14 protein-coding genes are annotated in these 17102 nt (G+C 72.7%); 8 read left to right on the top strand and 6 right to left on the bottom strand.

The window, feature by feature from the left end; genetic code table 11:
* The first annotated feature begins 1459 nt into the window (after window positions 1-1459).
* The 3 genes from CLV35_RS00670 to CLV35_RS00660 all read left to right on the top strand — a co-directional run bounded on the left by CLV35_RS00670 (window position 1460) and on the right by CLV35_RS00660 (window position 6051).
* Window positions 1460-3643 (top strand): glycoside hydrolase family 15 protein, encoded by a 2184-nt coding sequence (locus tag CLV35_RS00670; protein ID WP_121191482.1) that lies wholly within the window; start codon window positions 1460-1462, stop codon window positions 3641-3643.
* Between the two features lie 298 nt (window positions 3644-3941).
* Window positions 3942-5126, top strand: a complete 1185-nt coding sequence (locus tag CLV35_RS00665) for an ABC transporter substrate-binding protein (RefSeq protein ID WP_183061547.1) — start codon at window positions 3942-3944, stop codon at window positions 5124-5126.
* A 22-nt stretch (window positions 5127-5148) separates the two neighbouring features.
* A complete protein-coding gene (locus CLV35_RS00660; protein WP_121191480.1) occupies window positions 5149-6051 on the top strand; it encodes a methylenetetrahydrofolate reductase in 903 nt (300 codons plus the stop codon).
* 27 nt (window positions 6052-6078) lie between these two features.
* Here the strand turns inward: CLV35_RS00660 and CLV35_RS20270 are convergent, their stop codons facing one another.
* From CLV35_RS20270 to CLV35_RS00645, 3 genes are all read right to left on the bottom strand, one after another.
* Entirely contained in the window at window positions 6079-6318 is a 240-nt protein-coding gene (locus tag CLV35_RS20270; RefSeq protein WP_231121247.1) for a hypothetical protein, read from the bottom strand.
* A 194-nt stretch (window positions 6319-6512) separates the two neighbouring features.
* Window positions 6513-8009, bottom strand: a complete 1497-nt coding sequence (locus CLV35_RS00650) for a gluconokinase (RefSeq protein ID WP_121191479.1) — start codon at window positions 8007-8009, stop codon at window positions 6513-6515.
* A gap of 32 nt (window positions 8010-8041) precedes the next feature.
* Window positions 8042-8728 (bottom strand): FadR/GntR family transcriptional regulator, encoded by a 687-nt coding sequence (locus CLV35_RS00645; RefSeq protein WP_121191478.1) that lies wholly within the window; start codon window positions 8726-8728, stop codon window positions 8042-8044.
* 207 nt (window positions 8729-8935) lie between these two features.
* On the opposite strand from CLV35_RS00645, the gene CLV35_RS00640 reads away from it, so the two are divergent.
* Entirely contained in the window at window positions 8936-10624 is a 1689-nt protein-coding gene (locus CLV35_RS00640; protein WP_121191477.1) for a 2-isopropylmalate synthase, read from the top strand.
* Here CLV35_RS00640 and CLV35_RS19600 read toward each other — a convergent pair.
* The 3 genes from CLV35_RS19600 to CLV35_RS00625 all read right to left on the bottom strand — a co-directional run bounded on the left by CLV35_RS19600 (window position 10621) and on the right by CLV35_RS00625 (window position 12879).
* Window positions 10621-11133: a hypothetical protein gene (locus CLV35_RS19600; protein WP_147431823.1), complete on the bottom strand. Its 513-nt coding sequence runs from the start codon at window positions 11131-11133 to the stop codon at window positions 10621-10623. The genes CLV35_RS00640 and CLV35_RS19600 overlap by 4 nt on opposite strands.
* Before the next feature lie 7 nt (window positions 11134-11140).
* Complete coding sequence (locus CLV35_RS00630; RefSeq protein WP_231121245.1) at window positions 11141-11854, bottom strand: pentapeptide repeat-containing protein; 714 nt, start codon at window positions 11852-11854, stop codon at window positions 11141-11143.
* A 113-nt stretch (window positions 11855-11967) separates the two neighbouring features.
* Window positions 11968-12879, bottom strand: coding sequence for an SGNH/GDSL hydrolase family protein (locus CLV35_RS00625; RefSeq protein ID WP_121191474.1), 912 nt, complete (start codon window positions 12877-12879; stop codon window positions 11968-11970).
* A 166-nt stretch (window positions 12880-13045) separates the two neighbouring features.
* Between CLV35_RS00625 and CLV35_RS00620 the strand changes: the two genes are divergently transcribed.
* From CLV35_RS00620 to CLV35_RS00605, 4 genes are all read left to right on the top strand, one after another.
* Window positions 13046-14056, top strand: a complete 1011-nt coding sequence (locus tag CLV35_RS00620; protein WP_121191473.1) for an aldo/keto reductase family protein — start codon at window positions 13046-13048, stop codon at window positions 14054-14056.
* A gap of 287 nt (window positions 14057-14343) precedes the next feature.
* Window positions 14344-15633, top strand: a complete 1290-nt coding sequence (ftsZ, locus tag CLV35_RS00615; RefSeq protein ID WP_121191472.1) for a cell division protein FtsZ — start codon at window positions 14344-14346, stop codon at window positions 15631-15633.
* Between the two features lie 11 nt (window positions 15634-15644).
* Entirely contained in the window at window positions 15645-16370 is a 726-nt protein-coding gene (pgeF, locus tag CLV35_RS00610) for a peptidoglycan editing factor PgeF (RefSeq protein ID WP_121191471.1), read from the top strand.
* Window positions 16367-17071 (top strand): YggS family pyridoxal phosphate-dependent enzyme, encoded by a 705-nt coding sequence (locus CLV35_RS00605; RefSeq protein WP_121191470.1) that lies wholly within the window; start codon window positions 16367-16369, stop codon window positions 17069-17071. Before pgeF ends, CLV35_RS00605 begins: the two co-directional genes overlap by 4 nt.
* Window positions 17072-17102 lie beyond the last annotated feature (31 nt).

Raw genomic sequence — 17102 nt, 5'->3', positions numbered from 1 at the left:
CGCGGGTAGCATCGCGCGCTCTTGCCGCTCTGCGCGCGGGTAGCATCGCGCGCTCTTGCCGCTCTGCGCGCGGGTAGCATCGCGCGCTCTTGCCGGTCTGCGCGCGGGTAGCATCGCGCGCTCTTGCCGGTCTGCGCGCGGGTAGCATCGCGCGCTCTTGCCGGTCTGCGCGCGGGTAGCATCGCGCGCTCTTGCCGGTCTGCGCGCGGGTAGCATCGCGCGCTCTTGCCGGTCTGCGCGCGGGTAGCATCGCGCGCTCTTGCCGGTCTGCGCGCGGGTAGCATCGCGCGCTCTTGCCGGTCTGCGCGCGGGTAGCATCGCGCGCTCTTGCCGCCGAGCGCGCGGCGCGCAGCCACACGTCGGTCCATGGCGATGAGCCGACTCAGGTGTCCTGAGGCGATCCACGTCTCCGCTGCATCAGGAGGCCGAGCAGTGCCCCATGGACGGCGAGGAACGTCCCGACGCCCCTGAGCGGCGTGTTGTCGGTCAAGATGCCGAACAGAACGAGCATGAAGCCCGAGACGACGGCTGCCGCGCACAACAACACGCGCCACGACTGCATGCAACGGGACTACCCGACGATCTTCCCCTCATGCCGCCGACGGTGCTGCGCCTGCGTGAGAGAGTTTGCGTATGAGCCTGCGGAGCAAGACGCTCATACTGCTAGCCGCGGTCGCACTAGCCGTGCTCCTCGAGTACTTTGCCGCCGCCCTCGGGTGGCCGCGCTGGTCACGAGGTGCCGTCTCTGGTGTGGTGATCGCTACGGCAGTCGTCATCTTGTCTCGCGGCGCCTCAGCTGGCTGACGCGCGGACATGCCGCCGACGGAGCGCGCTGCTCTACGCATGTCGCCTGCGAACACTCAGATGCGACCTGACCGCTCCTCACAGGAAGGGGCGCCTGGCTCAGGCCCCGTCGCGTGTTCGTGATCCCGCCAGCGTGCGGCCGGCTCCGCCTCCTGATGAAGAGGTCCAGGGCCGTTGACCAGAGGTGTAGGGCGTCAGCTCATCGGGAGACGCTGCGGTCACGAGCCCGGCGAGCCGCGCTGGGTACCAAGACGCCAGCCATCGAGGAGTGTCCTATGACCACGCCCGCACCTGGTGAGGCAGGAAGCGGGTCGTCCGGCGTACGCGTCGGTGACGGCTCGACGACGTGCCGGAACACGCTGCGCGCGTCGTGATGGTGAGATGGCCGACGCTCGCGGCGGTACGCACGCTCCCGTGCCCTGCTTGACGAGCACGCGGACCCGCCCCGTGCGGAGGAGGCCGCCGTCGCATGTCTCGCTACCGCCCAGGTGCTGCGGCTCTGACCACGGACTGCGACGACCCGGGCCGGAAGGGCGGTCGAACGCCAGTGTCACAGCCGCCCCGCGTCGCACTCCCCGTCGCTTTGCCCTTGTCCTCCCCATTCCGCCTCGCTAGGTTCGGACTGCCCGCAGGCTGGTCTCGATGAGGAGGCGCCATGTCGCGCGTACACCCCTTCACCGCCGTGCTCGCGGTCGTGGGGCTGCTCACCACCCCGGCGCTGCTCGCCGCTCCCGCCTCGGCCGGGGCGAGCGGAGCAGCCCCCGGAGGTCCGGGCGCGGCAACCGACTACCTCGCCGCTGACAAGTCCGGGTTCGCCACCTCCACGACGGCGGCCAGCACGGTGTGGTTGACGGTGCAGAAGGAGGGCGGGCTGGGCGAGGTGTTCTACCCCGACCTCGGCACGCCCGGCGCGCGCGCGCTCCGGTTCCTGGTGTCCGACGGCGGCAGCACGGCCCTCGCGCAGGAGGTCGCCGACGTCCGCACCACGGTCACCGACCAGCGGAGCCTGAGCTACCGCCAGACGTTCGTCCAGCGCGCCGGGCACTGGCGGCTCACCGCGGACTACGCGACAGACCCCGCCCGGGCCACCGTGCTCGTGCACCTGCGGCTCGCGGCGACGGACGGCAAGCGGCACGCCGTCTACGTCGCCTATGAGCCCACTCTCACCAACGACGGCACCGACGACTCGGGGGCGACCCGGGATGGCGGACTCGTCGCGCACGACGCCACCACCGCGAGCGCGCTGGTCGCCGCGACCGGGTTCACCGCGACCTCGACCGGATACCGCGGCACGAGCGACGGCATCACCGACCTGACCGCGGACGGACGGTTGGACGGGCGCTGGACCTCGGCCGGTCCGGGCAGCATCGTCCAGACCGCGGCGACCTCGCTGACGGGGTGGCACGACGGGCGCGAGACCACGCTCGCCCTCGCCTTCGGCTCCACGACGGAGAAGGCCGTCTCTGCGGCACGCAGCTCGCTGGCGACCGGGTACGCCGCGACCTCGCACGCGTACGCCGCGGGCTGGCACGCGTACCTGCGCAGCCTCAAGACCCCGCCGTCGTCGCTGGACTCCGGTGCCGAGAAGCGGCTCTACCGCGCCTCGGTCATGGTCCTCGCCGCCAGCGAGGACAAGACGCACCGCGGGGCCTACGTCGCCTCCCCGACGATGCCGTGGCGTTGGGGCAAGGAGAAGCCGTCGGGCCCCTACCACCTGGTTTGGTCGCGCGACCTCTACCAGATCGCGAGCTCCCTGGCCCTGGCGGGCGACGTCGCGGGCGCGAACCGCGCGCTGGACTACTTGTTCGACGTGCAGCAGAAGCCCGACGGGTCGTTCCCGCAGAACTCCGCGGTCGACGGCACGCCCGTGTGGGGCGGGCTCCAGCTCGACGAGGTCGCCTTCCCGATGGTGCTCGCCTACCAGCTCGGCCGTACCGACGAGGGCACCTGGGCGCACGTCAAGGCCGCGGCCGACTTCCTGGTCGGCTTCAGCCAGGACGGCAACGTGGCGCCGTGGACGCCCCAGGACCGCTGGGAGAACCAGTCCGGCTACTCACCGGCGACCATCGCCGCGGAGATCGCGGGGCTGGTGTGCGCGGCGTCGATCGCCCGCGCCAACGGCGATGCCGCGTCCGCCGGGCGCTACCTGGCGGCTGCGGACTCGTGGCGTGCGCATCTCAAGGCGTGGACCGTCACGACCACGGGGCCGTACTCCAGCGGGCCGTACTTCCTGCGCCTCACCAAGGACGGGATGCCAAATGCGGGGACGACGTACGCCATCGGCGACAGCGGGCCGTCCGCCATGGACCAGCGCCGTGTCGTCGACCCCAGCTTCCTCGACGTCGTGCGCCTCGGCGTGCTCCCGGCGAGCGACCCTTCGGTCGTCAACAGCCTGCGTGTCGTGGACGAGCAGCTGGGCGTCTCGACGGCCCGCGGCGTCTACTGGCACCGGGCGTCGTTCGACGGCTACGGCGAGCGGCGCGACGGCAGCCCGTGGGACTTCGGGCTCCCCGAGGACTCGCGTCTGACCCTCGGCCGGGCGTGGCCGCTGCTCAACGGCGAGCGCGGGGAGTACGACCTGGCCGCCGGCGACCGCGCCGCGGCCAGTGCCCAGATCACGACGATGGCGCGCGCAGCGGGGCCCGGGCGGATGCTGCCCGAGCAGGTCTGGGACGACCAGGCGCCCGCTGGCACCGACGGGTTCGTGCCCGGCACGCCGACGTTCTCGGCTACGCCGCTCGCGTGGACCCACGCGCAGTTCGTACGCCTGGCGTGGGACGTGCGCGCCGGCCGCGTCCTCGAGCAGCCGGCGGTCGTGGCGCAGCGCTACGCGGGCTGACCCGCTTCGCCGCCGCGCCGAGGCACGCGAGGGCCGAGAGCCCGGCTCCACGGGCGGTGCCGTGAGCAGGTCCCGTGGGGGACATGTCCACCTGCGCCGCGCTACGGTCAAGGACCACCATGTCTCGGGGAGCAGCATGGCCGCTTACTCCGTTCTCTCGCGGGCTGCGTGCCTTCTCGCCCTCGGAGCCGTGGTCAGCGCAGGGTGCACCGGTTCTAGCGGGCACACACGTCCCCCGCAAGCGGGGAGCAGCGCGGTCGCCTCCCCGGCGGTCACCGGCACGGTGGCGGGTGCCCACGTGCGCGTCCTGGGCATGTGGAGCGGCCCCGAGCTCCAGAGCTTCCAGGCCGTGCAGTCGGTGTGGGAACGGCAGACGGGAGCCACCGTCGACTGGCAGGGGTCGGACGACGTCGCCGCGGACCTGCAGCGCTCCTCGGCGAGGAGCGGACCGGACATCGCGGTGCTGCCGAACCTGCGGGTGCTGCAGGAGCTGGCGGACGCCGGTCGTCTGGTCCCTCTCGACCGTGCGCTCGACGTGACCCAGCTCCGCCACGACTACCCCGCCATCTGGCTGGCTCTCGGCAGCCGCGCCGGCAAGCACTACGGGCTCTTCTACAAGGTGACGGACAAGTCGACGGTGTGGTACGCGCCGACGTCCTTCACCGCGAACGGCTGGTCCGTGCCCTCGACGTGGCACGACCTGCTGTCTCTGGCCGACCGCATGGTCGCGGCAGGCCACACGCCGTTCTCCGTCGTGTCCGCGAGCGGGCAGGCCAGCGGCTGGCCGCTCACCGACTGGGTGTCCGAGATCGTCCTCACCGGCTGCGGGCCAGACGTCTACGACCGCTGGGTGTCAGCGCGCCTGCCGTGGACGGATCCGTGCGTGCGCAAGTCGTTCGTCATGCTCCTCGACCTGCTGCACCACGACGGGTACGTCTTGGGAGGGGCGGACGCGGTGCTGTCCACGAGCGACGAGCAGGGAGCGGACCCGCTCTATGCACGGCCTCCGAAGGCCGAGATGTACTACATGGCGTCCTTCGCCCAGGGCTTCATCACCTCCAGGCTGCCGGACCTGCGTCCCGGTCGGGACTACGGGTTCTTCCCGTTCCCGGCGGTGAACCCCGAGTGGCGCGGCAGCATCACCGTCGGAGCGGACGTCGTCGTGATGACGCGGGACACTCCTGCGGCCCGTGCCTTCTTGAGCTACCTCGCGGGCGCGCCGGCGCAGGAGGTGTGGATCCGCCGGGGAGGCTTCACCTCGGTGGCCCGCAGCGTGCCCACCGACACGTATCCAGATCCGGTCGCGCGGGAGGTGGCGACACACCTCTCGACGGCTCGAGCGACGAGGTTCAGCGCGGGCGACATGATGCCCGCGACCCTTCAACGCGCCTGGTGGCGCGGCATGCTGCGGCTCGTGAGAGATCCGGGTGCGCTGGACAGCGTGCTCGGCTCACTGACTCGGCTCGCCCGCAGCGCTCGCTGACCGCCGCGTGGTACCAAGTCCCGTGAGCAAGCCACCGTCGCACCAGCGTGAGCAGCTCCTCTTCAGCATCACGCCCCCTCGGCGGTCGTCGCCTCCAGAGGACGCTCAGCGGATCGCCACGGTCACCGTCGAGCGCCTCAAGCAGCTCGACCTCGACGCACTCATCGTCTACGACATCGACGACGAGAGCGACCGCAACCCCGACGAGCGGCCCTTCCTCTATCTGCCCACGCAGGACCACGGAGACTTCCACGCCCGTCACCTGACCGAGTGGGACCGTCCGGTCGTCATCTACCGGTGCGTGGGCAAGTACGACTCGACCCAGCTCGAGACATGGCTCGCCGCGCAAGACCCCGAGCTGGTGAGCACCGTGTTCGTCGGAGCGTCGTCCAGCTCCAAGCAGGTGTTGACCAGTCTCGCCGAGGCGCAGGCCGTCTGGCGGAACACGTGCCCCGAGCTGCCTCTCGGCAGCGTGGCCATACCCGAGCGGCACTCCGGCAGCGGACGGGAGCACGAGCGGATGCTGCGCAAGCAGCGCCGCGGCGCGTCCTTCTTCGTGACCCAGGTCGTCTACGACGCCGACGCCGCCAAGAGCATGGTCTCCGACTACTTCTACGCCTGCCATGACCAAGGGCAGGAACCCGCACCCGTCATCTTCACGCTCTCGGTCTGCGGTTCGCTCAAGACCTTGGCCTTCCTGCAGTGGCTAGGAGTCGATGTTCCTGCGTGGATGCGCAACGACCTGCAGAGGTCCGAGGACCCTCTGTCAGTGTCGTTCGAGCACTGCGTGGCGACCGCCGCAGAGCTGGCCGCGTACTGCCGCCGCCTCGGTGCGCCCTTCGGCTTCAACGTCGAGAGCGTCTCGATCAGGCGTGCCGAGATCGACGCCTCCGTGCGCCTCGCCGAGCGTCTGCGAGCCGGGTGAGGCCGCCGGCGACGTCGCCGAGCTGCGCTAGCGGACGTGCGTCACGGACGCGCCCGCCCGCAGGGCCTTCGGGACCTCGGCGACCTCGTCGACGACGGCGAGGAGCCGGTCGATGTCGTCACTGCCAGCCGATGAGTCCACCTCGACGCGGTAGCCGATACCGCTCGACGCCCAGGTCTCCGGCTCGAAGCTGCCCTCCGCGGTGACGAGGACGCCGGCCAGCTCGATGCCGAGAGCTCGCGCTTCGCGGTAGGCGTCGTTCAGCACGCACCCGGCGACTGCGAGGTGCAGTACGTGCGCCCCGCTGAACCGCAGCTCCGCGACGACACCCTCGTCGGTCCACGGGTGCGCAGGACGAGGTCCTTCCCGAGGCTGCCGCGCAGCGAGCCCGCAGCCACGCGTACGGCGTAGGTGTCCGGCATCAGCTCACGCTAGCGACTGTCGCCGACACCCGTCCACGGTCATGCGGAGGAGTCGGAAGCCACGACGGCGCGGTAGAGGGCGTCGTACTGCGACGAACGCGACCTGTAGTACTGCTCGTGGTCTGGTGTGGGCTCATAGCTCCGCCCGGTCGTCGCCCGCGTCCGCGGAGTGTCGAGAGCGAGGACGGCCAACGCGTGCAGCGCGGTGCCGTGCAGCGTGGTCCGCTTGATCGTCACCGGCTCGACGGGCGCTCCGAGCACGTCCGCGAGGACCTGCTGCCACGCCGGAAGGTCCTGGGTCACCCGGCCGCTCGCGAGGATGCGCGCCGGCCGCGCGACGGTGCCTAGCTGGTCGGCGATCCGCGCGTAGGACAGGGCGACGCCCTCCATGGCGCCGCGGAGGATCTGCGCACCCGTGGTGGCGGCCGACACCCCGGCGAACGTCGCTCGGGCCTCAGCTGCCCAGCCGGTGGCGCGCTCGCCGGACAGGTAGGGCAGAACGAGGGGCGTCGCGTGGTCAGGCGCCGCCGCCATCACCTGGTCGAGGTCCGTCGCGTCCAGCTGAAGACTGCTCTGGAGCCAGCTCACCATCCGGCCGACGTCGTTGACAGCCCCGCCGAGCAGGGAGCGGTCCGCGTCGACCCGGTAGCACCACAGGCCGGAAGGGACCTGGTCGGGCACCGCGTGGACGAGCACGCGGATCGCCCCGCTCGTGGCCGCGGCGACAGCGGCGGACGTCTCGTCGACTGCGCCTGTGCCGAGGTTGCTCGCGAAGCCGTCGGAGATCGGCGCGAACCAGAGGGCATGCCGGAGCGCCGGCCAGGGGAGGGCAGCGCCGCCACCGAGGTCCAGCGGCTGGTCCGGGTCACGCACCTCGCAGAGCTGCAACTCGTCGACACCGGCGGCAGCCAGCAGCTCACCGTCCCACCTCCCGGTGCGGCGGTCGAGCATCCCGGTCCACGCCGCCGTGGACGTGCCCGCGGCCGTCGTGCCGAGCAGGGAGAGGTACGCGTACTCACCCAGAGACATCCACCGGCGCGCGCGGCTGAACGTGGCCGGATCGGTCTCCTCGACCCAGCGGAGCCTCGGCGCGAGGTAGCTGCTGTGGATGCGGCACCCGGTCCGCTGCTGCACCTGCGCCTCGTCGAGCTCGCTTCGCAACTGAGCGACCTGGGCGTGGCAACGGGAGTCCGCGTAGGTGTAGCAGGGCGTCACCGCAGAGCCGTCCGCGCCGACGCCCACCAGTGACGACGCGAAGGTGTCGAGGGCGACGCCCCCGACCCGGCCGGCAAGCTGCCGGCTCGCGAGCTCGTCGATGATGTGCCGGAGCTCGCCCACCACCTGGTCCGGGTCGATGACCGAGGTGCCGTCCGCGGCGGTGGTGAACGCGTGCGGGAGCTTGAGCCGGCCACCCTCGACCGGCCGCCCCGTGGCGTCGAAGACGTCCCCGCGGCTGCCGGTCGACCCGACGTCCAACGCGAGGACCAGCGGGTCGAGAGCGTCCGTGGCGCTCACCCTGGTGAACCCCTGCGTCATGGCACGTCCTCCGTCGCTCGCGTCCTGTCGGGTCAACTCGTACCCACGCCTTCGCCGGCCGCATCCCGCAGCCGGCGCAGGTGCCCACTGGCGCGCGCGACAGCATCGCCCTCGTGCCTGCGACGCACGGCGTCGACGACCGCGGCGTGCGCCGCGCGGTCCTCCGCCGTGCGGTGCTGCTGGCCGTGCGCGAGGTGCGCCAGCATGGCGGCGCGCACTCGTGCCTCGCAGGAGTCGAACAGCTGCAGGAGCAGCTCGTTGTGCGCCGCCACGACGACCGAGCGGTGGAAGGCGATGTCGGCGTCGACGTACGCCTCGTCGTCCTCCTGCTCCGCAGCGCGTCGCCGTTCGGCGAGCGCTCGGCGCAGCTGGGTGAGGTCCCGGCGGTCCCGGCGGGTGGCTGCGAGGCGAGCGGCCTGGACCTCGATCGCCTCCCGGACCTCCACGACCTCGCGGACCTCGGCGCTGCGTACGCTGCCCTGCCAGTCGGCGGCCGGCTCCGTCGAGACCACGAAGACTCCGGCGCCCTGCCGTGACTCGACGAGCTGCCTGCCGGCAAGTGCCTTCACGGCTTCCCGCACCGTCGAGCGCCCGACGCCCAGCTGCTCCGACAGGACCGCCTCGCTGGGCAGCCTCGAGCCCACCGGCCACCGCCCGGACCGGATCTCCTGCAAGAGGTGTTCCGCCGCCTGCTCCGCGAGCGGGTTCCTGCGCAGCATGCGCGCCTCACTTGTCAGACAACCTGATGTGTCGCTACTGTCAGCCCCATGCTGCCACGGACGACCGTCCTTCGCCGCCGCGGCGGGGCCTGACCACACCGGCCTCCCCGTCGCGGGACTTCTGCCTGGTCGGTGCCCCTCGCACCTCGAAGGACTTCCGTGACCACCACTCAGCTCTCGGCATGGAACCGCCAGCAGCCTTCTGCCATGCCGTCGCACCGCTACTGCGACGTCTTCTCCCGCGTGCCGGTGCCGCAGTTCGACCGGACCTGGCCCGATGCCCGTCTGGAGGCAGCGCCCCTCTGGGTGCCCGTCGACCTGCGCGACGGCAACCAGGCGCTGCCCGAGCCGATGGACCCCTCGCGCAAGCGGGAGCTCTTCGAGCTGCTGGTGCGCATGGGCTACAAGGAGATCGAGGTGGGCTACCCGAGCGCCTCGCAGACCGACTTCGACTTCGTGCGCATGCTGGCCGCCTCGCACGACCTGGCTCCGGACGTCACGGTCGTCGTCTTCACCGCCGCCCGCAGGGACCTCATCGAGCGCACGGTGGAGTCCGTACGCGGCCTGCACAACGACGTCGTCGTCCACGTCTACGCCGCCACCGCTCCGCTGTGGCGCGACCTCGTGCTGCGACGGTCCCGCGAGCAGCTGACGGAGATGGTGCTGGCTGCGTGCCGCGACGTGCTCGAGCTGGCGGGGGAACTGCCTCGCGTCAGGTTCCAGTTCTCGCCGGAGGTCTTCAACCTGACCGAGCCGGAGTTCGTGCTCGAGCTCTGCGACGCGGTGACACGGGTGTGGGAGGCGTGCCCCGAGCGGCCGGTGACCCTCAACCTGCCGGTGACGGTGGAGGCGGCGACGCCGAACGTCTACGCCGACCAGATCGAGTGGATGCACCGCAACCTCGACCGGCGCGACAGCGTCATCCTCAGCGTCCACCCGCACAACGACCGGGGCACCGGGATCGCGTGCGCCGAGCTGGCGGTGCTCGCGGGCGCCCAGCGGGTCGAGGGCTGCGTGTTCGGCAACGGGGAGCGCACCGGCAACGTCGACATCGCCACGCTCGCCCTCAACCTGCACGCCCAGGGCGTTGACCCCCAGATCGACTTCTCCGACATCGACGGGGTCCGGGCCGTCGTCGAGCGGTGCACCGGGATCCCGGTGCACGATCGGCACCCCTACGCCGGCGACCTGGTCTACACCGCCTTCTCCGGCACCCACCAGGACGCGATCGCCAAGGGCCTCGCGGAGCACTCGGTGCGCGCCGCCGCCACGGGCGTCCCCGAGGGAGAGCTGCCGTGGCAGGTGCCCTACCTGCCCATCGACCCGGCAGACGTCGGCCGGTCCTACGAAGGCGTCGTGCGCGTCAACTCCCAGTCGGGCAAGGGGGGAGTGGCGCAGCTGCTGCGCGCGGCCTACGGCATCGAGCTCCCGCGCGGTCTGCAGGCCGACTTCGCGAGGCACGTGCAGGCGCACTGCGACCTCACCGGACGCGAGGCGACGGCGGAGGTCCTGCTGCACCTGCTGCAGGCGAAGTACTCGGCGCCTGGCGGACCCGTCGAGCTGCTCGACTGGCGCACCGAGCGGGACGCGCGCGGGCGCGACAGGACCTGGGTCGTGCTGTGCCTCGACGGTCGGCGCGTCGAGCGCACCGGCACCGACGCCGGCCCCGTGGACGTGCTCGTGCGCGCCCTGGCGGCCGAAGGCGTCGAGCTGGACGTGCGTGCGCTGTCGCAGCACTCGCTCGGGAGCTCGAGCGCGGCTGACGCGCTCAGCATCCTGGAGTGGGCGGCGGCGGGTGGTACGGCGTGGTCCGTCGGCGTCGCTCCGTCCACGACCGCTGCGAACCTCGAAGCCGTCGTCGCCGCCGCGCGAGCCGTCCGTTCTGATGGTGCCTAGCGCCGCGCAGCCACCTTCACAAGAGCCACGAGGAGGACAGCCCCCAGCACCCACGCCCACACGCTCAGGTGCGCGGACCCCCAGCCGCCCGTGGGGTAGACGTCGGGTCCGACCGGCCAGTGGTCCAGGAGGTCGGTCGAGAGCCGCAGGCCGGTGCCCGGACCGGAGGCGCTGTCTGCGACCTGCGCCGTCACGCCAGGGCTGGGGTGCTCGTCGTAGGGCCCGAACACCCACACGGGTCCTCCGGCGAACACCTCCGCCGAGCGGTAGCGCCATGCCTGCAGGCACCACAGCGCCAGACCTCCGAGTGCCACTGCGGCTCCCGTCCTGGGACGGCGCCGGGAGACGGCCAGGGCCACCGCGCCCAGCGCCGGCACGGCGCACCACACCGGCGAGGTCGTCGCTGCAGACGCCCACGCCTCACCGGAGGACCCACCTGCGAACAGCGGGCACAGGGCCAGCACACCGAGCGCGAGTGCCAGAGCGAGTGACGGGAGCCGGCGGGTCACGGCAGCATCAGGCACCCACCGGACCGGCGAGGACGGGCGGCAGCTCAGTGCTCCCGTCGACGCGTGCGCCCGCCACCTGCGTGCGGGTCAGGAACAGCGCTGTGCGGAGGTCGGCGCCCCTGAGGTCCGCGCCTCGGAGGTCTGCGCCCAGGAGGTCGGTGCGGTCGAGCGTCGCCCCGCGGAGGTCCGCTCCCAGCAGTGACGCGCCGCGCAGGTCGCTGCCGGTGAAGCTCCTGCCCCGCAGGTCCTGGCCGCTGAGGTCTGCGCGCCGGAGCTCGCGGGACCGTCGCTCAGAGACCGGAGCACCAGCGCGTACCACTGCGCTCGCTTCGAGCAGGAAAGAGGCCACAGCAGACCAGTAAGCGTCGACCTGCGCGCGCTGCAGGCCCAGCTCGTCGCGCAGCCGGAGGCCCTCGTCGCGGAGGGCCGTCGCCGTGGCGTGCGCCGGGGCGGCGTCAGGACGCGCGAGCACTTCTGCGACGTACCACAGCAGCTCGTGCAGGTCCCGCACCACCTCGAAGGCGTCGGCCCGCTGCGCCGGTGCCCGCGTGGCCGTCACGTGCTGGCCGGCACCCAGGCAGTCGAAGGCGCTGCAGCCGGGGAAGCCGGACTCGGCGAGGCGGTCATGGATCCCGCAGCGGAAGTCGTCGAGCAGCTTGGGGCACGGGGTGCGCGGTGGCTTGTCGATCGCGAACTCCGCCGACCGCGAGAAGGCGGGCACGATGCAGCACAGCGCGGCGCACCGCGAACAGTCCGCTCGCAGGGTCGGTCGCAGGTCGAGCGGGGCAGGCACCACCCCATTCTGGGGCACGCGCCTGTGTGTCCGACGGCCCCTCAGGGCAGCCAGAGCGTCCGCGCGCGCTGCCACGTCACCTCGGCGAGCCGGGCCTGCCCCAGGACGCTCGGGTGGAAGTAGTCGACCGACGAGAGGTCCGCGGCGGTGATCGGCTGCGCGAAGACGGCTCCGCCGTCGTAGCGGCAGTGCGGCGTCTTCGCACAGCCGGCGCGGAGGACGGCGTTGTAGGCGACGACCCGGGCCCGTACCGCTGCCCGCCGCGCCTGGTCGGCAGCAGTCACGGACGTCGGGTCGGCGAGCATGGTCGGGCAGATCGGGAAGCCGGACCACACCTGGACCGCCGCAGGCACGGTCGAGCCCACCCGCCAGAGCCGCTCGAGGTCGGGGATCGAGGCGACGAAGACCCGAGCCTGCGGACGCCCCTCACTGATCGTCGCGAGAGCGGCACCGTAGGCGCTGGCGAACTGGGACACCGGAGTCATCGCGCCGACGCTCGAGCGGCACGCGTCGTTGGCGCCTACCAGCACGGTGACGGCGTCAGCGCGCTGGGAGACCGCGAGCTGCGCCTGCCGGGGGAGGTCAGCGACGAGGGCACCGCTGCGGGCGTCGTCGTAGGCGCCGCTCACCGGCCGCGCCTCCCCGATGCGGGTGGCGAGGCTGCGCACGTCCGCGGAGGAGCCCGTCGCCCAGGACACCTCGGGGCAGTCCGAGAGCGGGGCGCAGGCGTCGAACCCCTGCGTGATCGAGTCGCCGAGGGCGGCCATGACGATCGGACGGCCCTCGGCGGCCTTGCTGCTCGGGGTGGCTGGTGCCGTTGCGGCGGGGGAAGCGGGGGCGGAGGTGGCCGGTGGGCGGGGCGAGGCGGCGGGCGAGCCCGACGAGCAGGCGGAGGCCAGCAGGGCCGAGGCCAGGGCGAGGCCGGTGACGAGGGAACGGTGTCCGAGATGCACCGTCCCAGTGTGCGTGACGGACTCCGGCCGCTGACCGGCTCAGCGACCGGTGGGCGGAGGCCGGCTGATGCGCTGCTGCGTCCGAAGCGGTCGGCCCGTCACCGCAGGTGGCCGGGCCGCAGCTTCGGACACAGGGCTCGCGGGACGCCGGGTGTTGTATGGGTCCATGGAATTCCGCTACCTCGGTGCATCCGGGTTCAAGATCTCAGAGATCACCTACGGCAACTGGCTCACGCACGGTTCCCAGGTCGAGAACGAGACGGCCACTGCATGCGTACGCGCCGCGCTCGACGCCGGCATCTCGACCTTCGACACCGCCGACGTCTACGCCAACACCAGGGCCGAGACGGTCCTCGGAGAGGCTCTGAAGGGCGAGCGCCGGGAGTCGCTCGAGGTCTTCACGAAGGTCTTCGGTCCCACCGGGCCCAAGGGGCACAACGACCTCGGGCTCTCGCGCAAGCACATCACCGAGGCGGTCAACGGCTCGCTCCAGCGGCTGCAGACCGACTACATCGACCTCTACCAGGCCCACCGCTACGACTACGAGACGCCGCTCGAGGAGACGATGCAGGCCTTCGCCGACCTCGTGCGGCAGGGCAAGGTGCTCTACGTCGGCGTCAGCGAGTGGACCTCGGAGCAGCTGCGGGCCGGCCACGCCCTCGCGCAGCAGCTCGGCTTCCAGCTGATCTCCAACCAGCCGGAGTACTCCATGCTCTGGCGCGTGATCGAGGGCGAGGTCGTGCCGACCTCCGAGGAGCTCGGCATCTCGCAGGTGGTGTGGTCGCCCATCGCCCAGGGCGTGCTGACGGGCAAGTACGTGCCCGGCGAGCAGCCGCCCACCGGCTCGCGCGCGACCGACGACAAGGGCGGCAGGAGCATGATCGCCCGCTGGATGAGCGACGACGTCCTCGCCCGCGTGCAGCAGCTGCGACCTGTCGCCGACGAGCTCGGCCTCTCGATGGCGCAGCTCGCGGTGGCGTGGGTGCTGCAGAACCCCAACGTGTCCACGGCGATCATCGGCGCCTCGCGCCCCGAGCAGGTGCACGAGAACGTCGCGGCGGCAGGCGTGCGCATCCCGGCCGAGGCGCTGGCCCGCATCGACGAGGCGCTCGGCGACGTCGTCGAGCGGGACCCCAGCCGGACCTCCGAGCGCTCGCCGAAGACGCGCGAGGCCTGACCCGTCCCGGGGGCGCGCTCGAGCGCACGAGGACGCGGCGCGACACGACACGCGCGACACGCCGCGCGCCTCCCTGATCTGGAGCGGGTCGCGGGCTACGTTCTCCGGCCATGGAGCAGTTGACATAACTATAAGGCTCCACTTGAGGGTGAGGGTTCACACCCTTCGCCCGGGCCGCAGACCGCAGAGCACCAGACCACAGAGCACCACCCAGCACCACACCAGCTCCACACCACCCGGGCCCGTCTCCACCGCGGAGAGAGGCCCCGACCCGGAAGGCAACCGACGTGGCAGCACCGCAGAACTACCTGGCGGTCATCAAGGTCGTCGGCATCGGCGGCGGCGGTGTCAACGCCGTCAACCGCATGATCGAGGTCGGCCTCAAGGGCGTCGAGTTCATCGCGATCAACACCGACGCGCAGGCCCTGCTCATGAGCGACGCCGACGTCAAGCTCGACGTGGGCCGCGAGCTCACCCGCGGGCTCGGCGCCGGCGCGGAGCCGCAGGTCGGCCGCAAGGCCGCCGAGGACCACGCCGACGAGATCGAGGAGGTGCTCAAGGGCGCCGACATGGTCTTCGTCACCGCCGGCGAGGGCGGCGGCACCGGCACCGGCGGCGCTCCCGTCGTGGCCCGCATCGCCCGCTCGCTCGGCGCGCTCACCATCGGCGTCGTCACGCGGCCGTTCACCTTCGAGGGCCGGCGCCGCGCGGGCAGCGCGGAGTCGGGCATCGAGGAGCTGCGCAACGAGGTCGACACGCTGATCGTCATCCCGAACGACCGGCTGCTCTCGATCTCCGACCGCCAGATCAGCATGCTCGACGCCTTCAAGCAGGCCGACCAGGTGCTGCTGCAGGGCGTCTCGGGCATCACCGACCTGATCACGACCCCCGGCCTGATCAACCTGGACTTCGCCGACGTCAAGAGCGTCATGTCCGGCGCGGGGTCCGCCCTCATGGGCATCGGCTCGGCCCGCGGCGAGGACCGCGCGGTCACCGCCGCCGAGCAGGCCATCGCCAGCCCGCTGCTCGAGGCCTCCATCGACGGCGCGCACGGCGTGCTCCTCTCCATCGCCGGCGGCTCCGACCTGGGCCTGTTCGAGATCAACGAGGCCGCCCAGCTGGTGGCCGAGTCGGCCCACCCCGAGGCCAACATCATCTTCGGCGCTGTCATCGACGACGCCCTCGGCGACGAGGTGCGGGTCACGGTCATCGCCGCCGGCTTCGACGGCGGGCTGCCCCGTCGCCGGGGCCAGCACCAGCCGGAGCAGCAGCAGCGGCGTACGCCGGGCACCGTCGCGCCCGCACCTGCCGTGACGCTGCCCCCCGGCGTGCCGCAGCCGAGCCCGGCTCCGGCCGGCCCGACCGCCTCGGCCCCGTCCGAGCGCCCCGCGCGGGTGCCGGGTGACCCGGTCCGCTCGGCCACTCCCTCGAGCCGCGGCGAGGTGCGCTTCGAGCCCTCGCGCCCGGCGGGCGGCCGACCGGACGCGCGTCCCGAGCCGGCCCGCCCGGCCCGCGGCCGCACGATCGTCTTCGACGACGCCGGCGACGACCTCGACGTGCCCGACTTCCTGAAGTAGGACGCGCCCCGATGGTCGACGGCCCGCTGCGGTGGACGGAGCAGCTCGGCCCCGCGGTGCTCGCGGGGACCGGGCGCCCCGGCGGCGTCAGCAGCGGGCCCTACGACTCGCTCAACCTCGGCGGCCACGTGGGCGACGAGCCGGACGCCGTGACGCGCAACCGCGAGCGAGTCGCCCGGGCGGCCGGCGTCGAGCACCTGGTGGTCGCCGAGCAGGTGCACGGCCGCGGGGTCGTCGAGGTCGTCGGTCCGTGGCCGGACGACGCGCCGGAGGCGGACGCGCTGTTCACCCGGGCGCCGGGGCTCGCCCTGGCCGTCCTGGTGGCCGACTGCACTCCGGTGGTCGTCGCGGCGCCCGACGAGGGGATGGTCGGGGTGGCCCACGCGGGACGCCGCGGCATGGCGCTCGGCGTCGCCACCTCGCTGGTCGAGCGGATGCGCGCGGCCGGTGCGGGCCGGCTCGTCGCCCGGGTCGGCCCGTCGATCTGCGCCCGCTGCTACGAGGTCCCCCTCGCCATGCGGGAGCAGGTCGCCGAGGTCGAGCCGGTCGCCCGGTCGGTCACGCGCACCGGCACGCCGAGCCTCGACGTCTCCGCCGGCGTGCTCGAGCAGCTCGCCCGGGCCGAGGTCGAGGTCGCGGAGGTGCCCGGGTGCACGGCGGAGTCCGACGCGCTGTTCTCCTACCGCCGCTCGCGCACGACCGGCCGGTTCGCCGGCCTGGCGTGGCTGCGCGGATGAGCGAGGACCGCGCCGCCGAGCTGGCAGCCTCTCTCGCCGCGCTCGAGGTGCGCACCGCCGCGGCGTGCGCCGCGGCCGGCCGGGCGCGCGAGGAGGTGACGGTCGTCGCGGTGACGAAGACGTACCCCGCCTCCGACGTGCGCGTCCTGGCAGGTCTCGGCGTGCGCGACGTCGCCGAGAACCGCGAGCAGGAGGGCGACCCCAAGGCCGCCGAGTGCTCCGACCTGGGGCTGCGCTGGCACTTCGTCGGCCAGCTCCAGCGCAACAAGGCGGCGTCGGTGGCGCGGTGGGCCGCCGCGGTGCACTCCGTCGACCGGGTGCGGCTCGTCCCGGCGCTCGAGCTCGGCGCCGAGCGCGCCGGGCGCGAGCTCGAGTGCTTCGTGCAGGTGCAGCTCGACCCGTCCGCCGAGCCGGGGCGCGGGGGAGCCGCGCCCGACGAGGTGGCCCGGGTCGCCGACGAGGTCGCCGCCTCGCCGCACCTGCGGCTGCGCGGCCTGATGGCCGTCGCACCGCTCGGCGCCGACCCGGCGGACGCGTTCGCGCGGCTGCAGGAGCTGGCCGCACGCGTACGCGTCGACCACCCCGCTGCCGACGCCGTCAGCGCCGGCATGAGCGGCGACCTGGAGCAGGCGGTGGCGGCAGGTGCGACACACCTGCGCATCGGCACCGCCTTGCTCGGGAAGCGGGCGCCGCTCCGGTAACGTCCCGCACACCACGCCGACGAACTGCCCG

The organism is Motilibacter peucedani (assembly GCF_003634695.1).
Lineage (GTDB): Bacteria > Actinomycetota > Actinomycetes > Motilibacterales > Motilibacteraceae > Motilibacter > Motilibacter peucedani.
The sequence above is the reverse complement of the archived record's forward strand: the minus strand, read 5'-3'. Positions and strand labels throughout refer to the sequence as shown.